This window comes from Dolichospermum lemmermannii CS-548, from assembly GCF_028330815.1.
Taxonomy (GTDB): Bacteria; Cyanobacteriota; Cyanobacteriia; order Cyanobacteriales; family Nostocaceae; genus Dolichospermum; species Dolichospermum lemmermannii.
The window spans coordinates 1-12,810 of record NZ_JAQMTJ010000106.1 but is presented as its reverse complement, the minus strand read 5'-3'; the positions used below and the strand labels follow the sequence as shown (position 1 = coordinate 12,810).

At 36.0% G+C, this 12,810-nt stretch carries 11 protein-coding genes; 4 read left to right on the top strand and 7 right to left on the bottom strand.

From position 1 onward, the window contains the following. Window positions 1-379 (top strand): DUF4351 domain-containing protein (locus PN450_RS07450; protein WP_271835876.1); only part of this gene is annotated, 379 nt, incomplete at its 5' end. Between the two features lie 90 nt (window positions 380-469). Here the strand turns inward: PN450_RS07450 and PN450_RS07445 are convergent. Together PN450_RS07445 and PN450_RS07440 are read right to left on the bottom strand one after the other, a co-directional pair. After that, on the bottom strand, window positions 470-805 hold the full coding sequence (locus tag PN450_RS07445; RefSeq protein WP_148760607.1) for a XisI protein: 336 nt from the start codon (window positions 803-805) through the stop codon (window positions 470-472). Continuing rightward, the gene (locus PN450_RS07440) at window positions 793-1,209 is read right to left on the bottom strand and encodes a XisH family protein (protein WP_148760609.1); all 417 of its coding nucleotides are present in this window, start codon (window positions 1,207-1,209) and stop codon (window positions 793-795) included. Before PN450_RS07440 ends, PN450_RS07445 begins: the two co-directional genes overlap by 13 nt. Before the next feature lie 632 nt (window positions 1,210-1,841). On the opposite strand from PN450_RS07440, the gene PN450_RS07435 reads away from it, so the two are divergent. Together PN450_RS07435 and PN450_RS07430 are read left to right on the top strand one after the other, a co-directional pair. Further along, window positions 1,842-3,008: a pyridoxal phosphate-dependent aminotransferase gene (locus PN450_RS07435; RefSeq protein WP_271835875.1), complete on the top strand. Its 1,167-nt coding sequence runs from the start codon at window positions 1,842-1,844 to the stop codon at window positions 3,006-3,008. A 378-nt stretch (window positions 3,009-3,386) separates the two neighbouring features. Then, window positions 3,387-5,129: an endonuclease gene (locus tag PN450_RS07430; RefSeq protein WP_271835874.1), complete on the top strand. Its 1,743-nt coding sequence runs from the start codon at window positions 3,387-3,389 to the stop codon at window positions 5,127-5,129. A gap of 373 nt (window positions 5,130-5,502) precedes the next feature. On the opposite strand, the gene PN450_RS07425 is transcribed toward PN450_RS07430, so the two are convergent. The 3 genes from PN450_RS07425 to PN450_RS07415 form a co-directional block, all read right to left on the bottom strand. Beyond that, on the bottom strand, window positions 5,503-6,777 hold the full coding sequence (locus PN450_RS07425; protein WP_271835872.1) for a tetratricopeptide repeat protein: 1,275 nt from the start codon (window positions 6,775-6,777) through the stop codon (window positions 5,503-5,505). A 132-nt stretch (window positions 6,778-6,909) separates the two neighbouring features. After that, a complete protein-coding gene (gene uvrC / locus PN450_RS07420) occupies window positions 6,910-8,787 on the bottom strand; it encodes an excinuclease ABC subunit UvrC (protein ID WP_271835871.1) in 1,878 nt (625 codons plus the stop codon). 269 nt (window positions 8,788-9,056) lie between these two features. Then, window positions 9,057-10,685: a TAXI family TRAP transporter solute-binding subunit gene (locus PN450_RS07415; protein WP_271835870.1), complete on the bottom strand. Its 1,629-nt coding sequence runs from the start codon at window positions 10,683-10,685 to the stop codon at window positions 9,057-9,059. Window positions 10,686-11,070: 385 nt separating this feature from the next. Here PN450_RS07415 and PN450_RS07410 point away from each other — a divergent pair, with 385 nt between their 5' ends. Then, window positions 11,071-11,193, top strand: coding sequence for a hypothetical protein (locus tag PN450_RS07410; RefSeq protein ID WP_271835869.1), 123 nt, complete (start codon window positions 11,071-11,073; stop codon window positions 11,191-11,193). Here PN450_RS07410 and PN450_RS07405 read toward each other — a convergent pair. Then, on the bottom strand, window positions 11,179-11,934 hold the full coding sequence (locus tag PN450_RS07405) for a YebC/PmpR family DNA-binding transcriptional regulator (RefSeq protein ID WP_271835868.1): 756 nt from the start codon (window positions 11,932-11,934) through the stop codon (window positions 11,179-11,181). The two genes, PN450_RS07410 and PN450_RS07405, sit on opposite strands and share 15 nt — an antisense overlap. Before the next feature lie 133 nt (window positions 11,935-12,067). Beyond that, window positions 12,068-12,763 (bottom strand): Uma2 family endonuclease, encoded by a 696-nt coding sequence (locus PN450_RS07400; RefSeq protein ID WP_271835877.1) that lies wholly within the window; start codon window positions 12,761-12,763, stop codon window positions 12,068-12,070. Between the last annotated feature and the right edge of the window lie 47 nt (window positions 12,764-12,810).

Below are 12,810 nucleotides of genomic sequence, written 5' to 3'. Positions count from 1 at the left end.
TAAGACAGAAGTTGAGAATGACAGAGAAAAACAAGGTATTATAGAATTGTTGGAGACTGTTTTATTGTCCAAATTTTCACAATTAAGCCGTCAGGAGATAGAAGCAATGTTTTTAGTGAGTGATATTAAGCAAACAAGAGTATATCAAGAAGCAAAGCAGGAAGGTAGACAGGAAGGTAGAGAAGAAGGTAGGCAGAATGGTGAGATGATTTTATTAATACGTCAATTATCAAAAAGATTTGGAAAATTGAAAGATATTTACATCGAAAATATCAACAGTTTGAATATAGAACAACTGGAAAAGCTAGGAGAAGCATTATTAGATTTTACGGATATTAATGATTTGGAAACATGGTTAAAATCTGAGATAGACAAGTAGGTTTATTTAATTGTCTGAATCAGGATATCTGGTTACTGAGCGAAGTCGAAGTACAGTATTTTAGGATTTACAGGATAAAACCAGCAAAAATTAAGCCACACCATAACCAGTATAAGGACGCTTATAGGGTGGTTGTAAACCAAAAACAATGTCCTCTTTTGGTACTCCCATATTCACAAGTTGTTCAGCTAAATCTGTTTCTGTCGTATTTTGCTGAATCCAGATTTTGTTATCTTTGATATCAAAATGAATCACACTATGATAAATCCGGGTTAAACCATTCCAACCGACACGGAATAATTGATAATGATCATGAATGGTATCAAAGATCAATTCATTATCTATTTCGTCATATTTAGGTTTAAACTGACTGTGTTCCTGGAGTATGGTTTGAATATATTGACGATAATTTTCTAAATTTGCCATTTGACAATTACCTCCATGATGGGATTATATACTATTATTTTAAGTTGATGTCTTGCTACTGCAATTTTAGCAAGTCGAGTTTGAAAGAAGGATTTATAAGTTTCTTCGGGAACTGCTAAATATAATACTCGTTGTGATTCTGTTTCTTCTAACATTATTTGATAATTGAGAAATTGTCCTAATGCTGTATGAAATTCACTTACTGCTGAGTTACTAGCAAAACTTTTAATTTCTACAGCAATCTTTTCTTCTCCTTTTTCCGCTGCAATTAATCTTTCTGCACCTAAATCAATTTTCAAGGTTGTATCTTCTAATTCTACCTCCAATGGATCATCGGTAATTAACCATTGTTCTTTTTCTAGTGCTGTTCTAACTGCTTGATGAAATAAATCTCTTGCTGACATAGTTATTTATGATTTAATTTATTTGTCAGAATCAGGATTTCCAGGATTTGAGGATTTACAGGATGTTATTGGATGATTGTTTTTTGGAAGTTGGGGATTTTTATTTGTCAGAATCAGGATTTCCAGGATTTGAGGATTTTCAGGATGTTATTGGATGATTTTTGGTGGGTATTTGAAGGTTTAACTCTCATGTTCTCAATTTTAATATTGATGATTACATATTCAATAAATATTCTTTAATAACTTAGAAATTTAAAAGATCATATTGTAAATCAAACATTTCAAAATAATATCCTGTTAATCCTTTAATCCTGGTTATCCTGATATGGCTACGCCACGCTTCGCTATCAGACAAATACAACTTTCATCACCAACAAACCATCTAAAAATTACCATCCTGTACATCCTTTAATCCTGGAAATCCTGATTCTGACAATCTCAAAAATTACTATATATGCGCGAACAGATTTCTACTCTTAACATAAGTGTAAACCAAATTTTTCGCCTTGTCAAGTCTGGAAGTAAATTAAATTGTCCATACCTGGGAGAGAAAAGAATTTAGAAAGGGCAAATATCGGATAGGATTCTGGGATATCCTTAGATAGATAGGATATTGGCGAAATTAAAGTAGAATGAAGCTGGCAGCAAGAGTAAGTCAGGTAACTCCCTCCATCACCTTAGCCATTGCAGCGAAAGCTAAGGCCATGAAAGCCGAGGGGATAGATGTTTGTAGTTTTAGCGCAGGTGAACCGGATTTTGACACGCCAGCGCATATCAAAGCCGCAGCCGCAAAGGCTTTGGATGAAGGTAAAACCAAGTATGGTCCCGCCGCTGGTGAACCAAAATTACGGGAAGCGATCGCCCACAAGCTAAAAAATGATAATGGTCTTAATTATAAGGCAGAGAATGTCCTTGTCACCAATGGCGGTAAGCATTCTCTGTATAATTTGATTGTGGCACTGGTTGACCCAGGTGATGAGGTAATTATTCCCTCTCCCTACTGGTTAAGTTATCCCGAAATGGTGACATTAGTTGGTGGTAAGTCTGTGATTGTGGAAACAGATGCTTCCACTGGCTACAAAATCACCCCAGAACAGCTAAAAAAAGCTATTACCCCAAAAACCAAGTTATTTGTTCTTAACTCCCCTTCTAACCCCACAGGGATGGTATACACGCCAGGGGAAATTAAAGCCTTGGCGCAGGTAATAGTTGATGCAGATATCTATGTTGTGTCTGACGAGATTTACGAGAAGATTCTCTATGATGGTGCAGAACATATCAGCATTGGTTCTTTAGGTGAGGAAATTTTTTCTCGCACCTTAATTAGTAGCGGTTTCGCTAAAGGTTACTCAATGACCGGTTGGCGCTTGGGTTATTTAGCTGGACCTGTGGAAATTATCAAAGCCGCTAGTACCATTCAGGGACATAGTACATCAAATGTGTGTACTTTTGCTCAATATGGAGCGATCGCAGCTTTAGAAAGTTCCCAAGACTGTGTAGAGGAAATGCGTCAAGCTTTCGCTAAACGTCGTCAGGTAATGTTTGAAAGACTCAACGCTATTCCTGGTTTGAGTACCGCTAAACCAGACGGTGCATTTTACCTCTTCCCTGATATCAGCAAAACCGGCTTGAAATCCCTGGAATTTTGTGATGCTTTATTAGCAGAACATCAAGTTGCAGTTATTCCCGGTGTTGCTTTCGGCGCTGATAAAAATATTCGTCTTTCCTACGCTACGGATATGACCACAATTGAAAAGGGAATGGATAGATTAGAGAAATTCGTGCGTTCTCGAATTTAGCTTAAACAGTAGAAGCCCCTCACCTACCCGATAGGGAGGTGATGAGATGAATACGCGTGAGCATCATTCGTAATTGCGAATTACAAACAAGCAAGTTGAAAACCCCGAAACTCAAGACTCAAAACTTTTGAGTTTTGAGTTTTAAGTATCAGTTAATCTTTGTCAAATAAATACTAAATATAAGCAAAGGATAGATTTTATAAGGAAAGAATAGATTTTATAAGGAAAGGATAAATTTTATAAGGAAAGGATAGATTTTTTAGGGAAAGGATAGATTTTTTAGGGAAAGGATAGATTTTTTAGGGAAAGGATAGAGAAGAGTAAAAAACTCTCCCTCAGAATAGCTGAAATTGCTTGAATAACTATACCAGAGCAGAAATGATGCGTGAAATCCAATCTCTACTGATAAGTTTTTTAGTGATGTTTCTCATAACCTTCAACCTAAACGTTCTGCCTGTCGAGGCACAGGCTGCGGTTGAACGATTAACAATCGGTTCATTTAATGTGGAAAATCTCGACCCCTCAGATAATCTGCGGTTCAAGCAAATCGCCAAAATTATTGTCAATGACCTTAATGCTCCTGATATTTTAGCCCTGATAGAAGTCCAGGACGATAATGGGAAGATCGATGACACCGTAACAACCGCCAACCTCACTTACAAAACCCTAACCACAGCCATTAAAACTGAGGGTGGCCCAGTCTATCAATTCTCTGATATCTCACCTGTAGATGATTTAGACGGTGGTGAGCCTGGAGGTAACATTCGGGTTGGTTATATTTATAATCCGGCAAAAGTCAGCCTCGCTCAGGGACAAAGCGGAGGATCTCAAGATGCGGTTGAAGTAATTTTAAAAAACGGGTCAGTCTCATTGTCACGTAATCCCAGTCGGATTCAACCCAACAGCCCAGCATTCGAGAATAGCCGCAAACCATTAGCAGGAGAGTTCGTCGTTGGTAATAAGAAAGTCTTTATCATTGCGAATCACTTCGTATCGAAAAGTAATAACAATAACAAAGAATCTCAGCGGATTCAACAAGCCCAGATTGTCGAAGATTTTGTCAGCCAAATCCTAGCAAAGGACAGCCAAAGTAACATTGTTGTGGTGGGGGACTTAAACGATGGACCAAATTCAACGACGCTAAGAACTTTGACTGATAGAACATTGGTTAACCTACCAGTTAAATTGTTGCCGCCTGATGATGCTTATTCATATATCTTTCAGGGACGGAAACAATTGATTGACTACATTTTAGTCAATCAACAACTCGCTCAAACTAATCCGAGGATCCGTATTGCTCACGTTAATGCGAATCAACCGAGAAACAGCAGAGCTAGTGACCACGACCCATTAGTTGCCACAATTAATCTTACATCTGGTCAAAATCCTGGAGCAAACCCCATTGTCATCCCAAGTGGAACATCGAGCAATATATTTCCATCTTTGAAAGGTCTGAGTTTGCAGGAGGAGATTCGTCAAAGTTATTCGCCCACTCGAACTATTGGTTATGGAGCCGCTAGAGATAAGATGTTTGGTGATATTGACAATCAAAATGGCAAAGTAATCGATATTTATGGTGGGCGAGTCATCACCTTAGACGATGGGAATGACCCCAGTCAAGCAGCCGGAAGTCAAGGTTTTAACACCGAGCACTCCTGGCCACAAAGTAAGGGGGCAGGGCAAGAGCCTCAAAGGAGTGATTTACACCATTTGTTCCCTTCAGATGCTAAAATCAATGGTGAGCGAGGCAACAAAGTTTTTGCAGAGATACCCGACGATAAAACTAAGAAATGGTTGAAAGGAGATATTTCTCAAACAAATAAGCCTACTGCAAGTATCAATGAATTTAGTGAATCTACCAATAGTTTGTTCGAGCCAAGAGAATCGGTAAAGGGAGATCTTGCCAGAGCAGTATTCTACTTTTATACAATTCACAAATCTCAAGCTGATGACAGTTACTTTGCTGAACAAAAGCAAACTTTATGTAATTGGAATAAACTAGACCCACCTTCAAGCACAGAGATAGCCAGAAGCAATTCTATTGCTGCACTACAAGGGAATGAAAACCCTTTTGTGATTGATGCGACATTACCCGAACGGGCTTATTGCAATCTTACGTAACTAAGAGGAAGCCAAACTGGCTGGATCAGCCAGCCAGTCTATATTAAGATGTACTCTTACGCTATAAATTCTAAGAATTTTGAAGAGAACTGTCAATCAATCATCTCAGCTTTTAAGAGAAAAATATGACTGTACAAACTATTGACAATATGGACAAACTGAATCAAGAGTCGAGCGAACAATTTAGAGGCAAGTGGAGTGTCATTAGAGAAAAAAAAGGGAAAATATCTAGTTCTAGAATATTGCTATTGCTATGGGGTATAGGTCTGTTCGTAGTCTGGAGTTTTGTGAGTTTAGTCAACCGAAATATTGCAGAGTATAGAATCTATGCAAGAAATGATCAAGTTCTATTTGTTAAAAAAGTAACCTAAAATCAAAATAAACCCATTTCCTTTAAACCCTGATGAAGTCTTTGTGCTTCTTCAGGGTTGTTTAATTCATGGAGAGAAATGGCATATTCAAAAGCTTCTAAACTACCTTGAACATCGCCAATTTTCAACAGTACAACCCCTAAATTTTGATAAGCTTCTGCATAATCAGGATTCAAATTAATGGCGTTATTATAGGCATCAATAGCTTCAGCAAATAATCCCATGGCTTTACATACCATCCCTAAATTATAATAACCAGTTACAAAATTAGGATCAATTTTTATGGCTGTTTCATAAGCAATTTTTGCTTCTGAAAAATTCCCCATATTTTTGAATAAATTCCCTAAATTATTATATCCTCCTAATTTTAAAAGCGGATAAATAGGCAATTTTACCGCAGCTTGATAATGAGAAATGGCTGAGGGCAAATTTTTTAAATTTGTATAAGCAATTCCTAAATGGTAATGCAATTCATACAAAATATCATAATTTATATCTTCATCAAAAGCAACTTCAACTTTTTGTGACTGCGAATATTTGAATTTACTTAATGGTTTTTTATCTTCATTAACCTGATTACCAATAATTTGATTTAATCCATGATTCAATAACTCCATACCTTCATTAATCTTCCCCATTTGCATATACAAAGCCCCCAACTTACTACAAACATAAGCATCATCAGGATGATTTGCAAAAAACTCTGCCATTGCGGCTGCGGCTTTAGCAGATTTATTCTGCTCATTAATCACAGCTTTTTGATAACCAGTATGGAGAATTGCTACCCCTGGTAAATAACCTATTTCCCAATTTGCTTCTTTGGCTAAAATTGCCATGACACTATCATCAATCAAAGCATGATAAGGGCGATCAAAATAGATATCTGGATGATGACGAAATAATCGAGAAACCAGAGAATAAGGTGATTGTGTTGAACCAACTTCTTGACGCACCAGATTAATAACTAGATATTCTTCTTTATTAATAACCACTTCCAAAAAAGGAATAATTTCTGGTGTTAAAGTTTCATCAGCATCTAAAACTAAAATCCAGTCACCTGTGACATATTTTAAAGCCTCATTTCTTGCATCACTAAAATTATTATTCCATGTAAAATAATGAACTTTAGCCCCAAATTGTTGAGCGATTTGAGTTGTTTTATCAGTTGAACCCGTATCCAGAACTACAATTTCATCAACAAAATTTTTAACACTTCCTAAGCACTTTGGCAAGGTAGTTTCTTCATTTTTAACAATCATGCACAAGCTAATTTTCATCTGGTAACACTATGGTATTTACAACGTTGATTAATAATACAGAATGAATCAGGAGTCAAGACAACTGAGTAAAAAATCTCTTCCCTCTGTGTCCTCTGTGCCTCTGTGGTTCGTATCTCTTAAAAAATATATTTAAACAGGATGGAAATAATCATAAATATCTTGCGCTAACCGTGAACCAATTCCGGGAACTTCAGTTAATTGTGTAGGAGTGGCTTGACGAATATAATCAACTGAGCGAAAATGAGCTAATAGCAACTTTTGCCGATGTTGTCCTAAACCAGGAATTTCATCTAAATGCGATCGCTTGAGTTTATCACTTCTTTGCTGCCGATGAAAACTCACAGCAAATTTATGGGCTTCATCTCGTAATCTTCTTAATAACTGGACTCCTGGCTGTTCTGAGTCTGTTTCTAAAGGTTTTGATGAGTGGGGTAAAAAGATTTCCTCTCGCTTTTTTGCTAAACTGACAACCCGCAAATCTGCGAATAGATTCATTTCCTGTAAAATACCCACAACAGCAGATAATTGACCTTTACCACCATCAATCATCATTAAATCAGGCCAGTCAGCATTACCCAACCTTGCTAATTTCGGATCTTCAATATATTTACGAAACCGTCTATTAATAACTTCCGCTAAACTGGCAAAATCATCGGAATGACCAATTTTAATATCAGGATTTTTAATTTTATAATGTCGGTAATGTTGTTTAGCTGGTAAACCATCAATAAAAACTACTTGCGAACCTACCGCATTAGTTCCTTGAATATGAGAAATATCATAACCTTCAATGCGTTTGGGTAAATCTGGTAAGTCGAGAATAGCAGCTAAATCTTGGGTTGCTTGCAGATTACTATCTCCCAATTTTTGCATTCTCTGTAATTCATATTGGGCATTTTTTTCCACCATGTCTATTAATTCTGCTTTACTTTGTCGCAAAGGGTTGGAAATTGTGACTTTTCTGCCTTTGCGTTCTGTCAAAATATCAGATAAGATCTCACTATCTGGTAAATCATGTTGTACTAAAATTTCGCTAGGAATTTCCACACTTTCCGCTGTTTGATAATGTTCCTCTAAAACTCGTTGTAAAATTGCTCCCGGTTCAGCGTGAGATTCAGCAACAAAAGCCAAACGGCCAACTAATTGACCAGCGCGAATTTGGAATAATTGAATATAGGCGTGTTGGTCATCGGCAGCTAAAGCGATCGCATCTCGTGATACAGTATCATCAGGTAAGGAGACTTTTTGGGCGGCATTGAGGGATTTTAAAGCTATAATTTGATCACGAATTTTTGCGGCATTTTCAAAATTTAATTCTTCGGCAGCAGTTTCCATTTGTGCTGTTAAAATATCAATTAGTTCCTGAGTCCTTCCTTGAAAAACCATTGCTACTTTTTGGACAATTTTTGCATATTCAACTGTGGAAACTAATTTTTGACAAACTCCAGGACAACGACCAATATCATAATTTAAACAGGGACGATCTTTAAATAAAGGTTGTGGTCTTTGTCGTAAAGGGAAAATCTTTTTACACAAATGGACAATTTCTCGTAATAAGCCGGAATCTGTATAGGGTCCGTAATATTTATCTTTGGCTTTTCCTAATTGACGTTTGCGAGTAATGAAAATGCGCGGATATTCCTCTGACCAAGTAATGCAGAGATAAGGATACTTTTTATCATCTTTGAGTAAAACGTTAAAATAGGGCTGATGCTGCTTAATTAAATTGGCTTCTAGGGCTAATGCTTCAGCTTCTGTATCAGTGACAATAAATTCAATTTCTGTCACTAACTTGACCATTGTGTTAATGCGTTCAGTCTTGTTAGTGGAGTCCCGGAAATAGGAACGGACACGAGAACGCAATTTACGAGATTTACCTATATATATTAAGCGATCGCTGCCATCCCGCAACAAATAGACCCCCGGTTCTGGGGGAATTTCTCCCAGCCGATTTTCTAACCGTTCTGGGTTCTTATACAGTGGTAATATTTGTTCAGATCTAGTCACGGATGTATTTTACATAACTTTATAGTTTACCCATATTGATTTTAAACCATAAATTAAAAATACCCAGATCCCCGACTTCTTTTTTATTTTTGCAATAAATTATGAATTGATCCAGGAATTCGGGGATATTGATTAGTATTAAGTAGGTTGGCGTTGAAAATTGTCGTTATAGCAAGGCAATAGGCAAGAGGCAAGAGTAAAGAAGTTTTCAGCGATTTTACGTTTCTTTACACAGTTTGGTTTTATTGTGTTCACCTACTTATCAAAAGTTAATTTAATGATTGGTTCTTACTTTCGATAGAATCTCTGGTGGCTTTATATGCTTCAATAAAAGTCCGGAATGATTCTTGAGAAATATTTTCTAAGACTAAATCACTAACTACCTGCTCAAGAATTGTATCTAACTTTTGTTGAACTATTGTACTTTGATTTTGTTGTCCATATCGTAATAGTTTTACCACTCTTTTTATATATTTAGCTGCATTTTCTCTTTGGATTTTTTCAATTGCTTGTTGAGCGATTTGTTTATCCCTTTCTATGGCTTCTTTAGTATTTTTATAAGCCTCGTTAAATGTCCGAAAAGACTCTTGGGAAATTCTTTCATCAATCAAAGATTTTGCAGCTTCATCAAAGGTTTTGTCAAGTTTTCTTTGTCTATCTCCAATCTGATATTGTCCTGCTTTCATTAAATTAATGGCTGATTTAATATATTCATCAGCTTCATCTTTTTTACTCTTCTCAATCCATAATTTGAGTTGACGAATCCATTGAAATGCTAATAAAAAAATTGTCAATAATAACCCGATATAATCTGCGTATTCCTGAATGAAAGATGGTTTATCTTTGTCATAAAAAGCCGCAGCCCCAGGATGTAAGAAAATATCAACACCACTATTTTCTTTAGGAGGACTAATACTAGAAATCAAAGGTTTAACTTCAGCATGATCTAGAGGAATTTCATTAGCTATTTCTTGACGATTTTCATAAATTGTCTGAATTAATTTTCTGATAATATTGGCATCTACTTGATCATTTGTTAATAGCAATCTTGATATTGCTACTGTAGGTAAATTAGTATTAGGAACAGGAAAATGGCCTCTATATGCACCTTGAGGAATTATCGCAGATTCAAAAGCAGGTTGCTTGATTTTCATTGCTTCTGCTTGAGGAATTGATATTAATTTTCCCTGATGATTATTAACAAGATCAGCAATAGATTTATTACCTATAGCCCGAACACGAAATACAGCATCAGCTTTATTTTCCCGAAAATCTTTATCTGCAAACCGATCATTATAACCAGGAATAGGCTTACCATTACTATCTAAACCTGTAATCTTAAAGTCTTTTTCACTCAAATCAAAATGCTTTGCTACTGTTAGAAAAGATTGGTATTGTCCACCGGTAGCAGCTAAAGCAATAGTCTTGCCTTTAAGTTGTGTAAATTGATTGATTTGAGGATTTTTTACAACTAACTGAAAAGTATCTTTATACAATAAAGTTACTGTTCTTATATTCGCTTTTAACTGAGAACTTACATTACCAATTTCCTCAGCAGCAACATCTACTTGAGCCATTGCTAACTGAGCTTTTCCTGTTGATAACATTTCTATATTTTGAGTTGTTCCTCTAGTTTCTTCTACTTGAATTTGGATATTAGTTCTGCGTTCAATTACCTTTTTAATAGCTTCACTGATCATATAACTTTCTCCTGTTTTATCTCCAGCCGCTAGAGTCAGGTGAGGTGGTGTGAGATAATTAACAATATTCCCAACAATGATCACAACCGTACCAAAACTAGCAAACCCAAGTCCTAAAAAAATTAGCCTAGAGAAAGGATCTAGAACTAAAAAAAATTGCAAAAAGTTGGTTTGATGATTGTTTTTAGCTGTTGACATATATGCAAAATAGTGTATTTACCAAGGATTAGATACATACTCTTATACAATAACAGAAATTGATATTCCAGATTTTATAGTATTTTTTTCACTATCCAGTGGTAAAACTGCTGAAAATAATCTTTTTACCACTAATTGCTGACCGCTGATAGCTGCTATATCATAACCGTAGACAAGTAAATACACTCCATAGGAAGATGCAGAGAAATAAAAGTAGATTTACATTAATCCTGGTGTGTCGAATAACTGCTTTTTATGAGGGTTTAGTATAAAGCTAAACCTTTTTTTATTGAGGTATTGCGGCAGGAATAGGAGTCAGAAGAAAGAATGATATAGAAATTAAAAAAGTGCTTGATTTTTTAATTGATACACATACCATAGATAGATGATTTTCAGTATTAATTCCGGTAAATTAACCAACTATGGTAAACACTTGGTATATATGGGCTTGGTAAATCGCCAAGCCTTTTTTATGAAATTTAATGGTTTAGCCCTAATTCATCATTAATTCCATTAAACCATCAGCCATGTCAAAATTAGCTGTCACATTTTGAACATCATCTAATCCTTCTAGTGTATCAATTAATTTAAGAAGAGATTTAGCCTGATCTACATCTGTAACTTCTACCTGATTACCAGGAAGCCAACGTAATTCTATATCTGTGACTTTAAAACCTTTTGCTGGCAATGTTTGGCTAAGTTTCTCTAAATTCGCTATTTCTGTAAATACTTCAACTGTTTCCTCGGCAATGATTTCATAAGACTGGGCATTTCCTTCTAAGGAAGCTTCTAAAAGCTGTTCTTCATCAATTACACCCTCAACTACACAAACTCCTTTTTGGGAAAACATCCAACTTACACAACCTGTTTCTCCCAAGTTTCCGCCATTTTTGCTAAAAGAGACGCGCAAATCCGCCGCAGTCCGATTTCGGTTATCTGTGAGGGCTTCAATTAAAATTGCGACACCACCAGGACCATAACCTTCATAGCGAATTTCTTCGAGGATGTTGTTATCACTGAAAGTACCTGCACCTTTAGCTACTGCCCTATCAATATTATCATTAGGAATGCCCGCAGCTTTGGCTTTATCAATGGCTGTGCGGAGTTGAAAATTACCTGCTGGATCTGGTATACCGTTTCTTGCCGCAACAATTATTGCCCGTGATAGTTGGGTAAATATACTTCCCCTTCTGGCATCTACTACGGCTTTCTGACGTTTAATATTTGCCCATTTACTATGTCCTGCCATAATTAAAAAAAATATTTATTCTCTATTCAAACATAAAATATCTAGGAATTATACATTATCTTTGAAAAATTCTCAGTAGTGTATGGTAAACATTGCCCACCCTACCTGTAGTTTTTACTTAGATGCGCTGAAATTAGCTTAACAACCAAGCACAAACTTGACTATGATCCATTTGTCGAGTTTTTCTTAATGCTTCATTTAGTAGAGAAATTTGTAACCCTGGTAATACTTGAGATTCACTAATTCTTTTACTGCCACCATTTTCAATCATAAAAGGGATAACCTGGACATTCTGCACATCGAGTACCCAATATTCGGCTACACCTAAATCTTCATACATTAGGCGTTTTTCCCCTTTATCATCAGCTAGGGAACTACTCGCAACTTCAATTACTAAATCTGGTATGGGATAAATATCTAAATTAACAATGGAAGTTCCATAGGGAATAGCATTTGCTTTTTCAGCAATGTAATAAGAAACATCTGGTTGGACTTCTTGAAATCCTATTTTTCTGTATGTACAATTATCTTTGCTATTAAACTTAATTCCCTTCATAGTCGCAAATAGATTAACAGCAAAAATAATAATACTATGGTCGCTGGCATGATCATTTCCAATTGGTGGCATTTCTATCCTCATTTTTCCATTGTGATAATAGCCTTTGGCTTTTTGATGGGCATAATTTTCAGTAACTTGAATATATTCATCCCAAGTTGCTGTTATCCAAGTGTTAGTTAACCTGAGTTCGATGTAAATAAAAAGTCTAAAAGTACGTAACAGTAACAGTTCTGTCAATAAGTATTGGTTATTGAGAATTAAAGCCCACACCAAAAATTTCTCAAAAAATTAATTTTTTGAAATGTATTTACTATTAG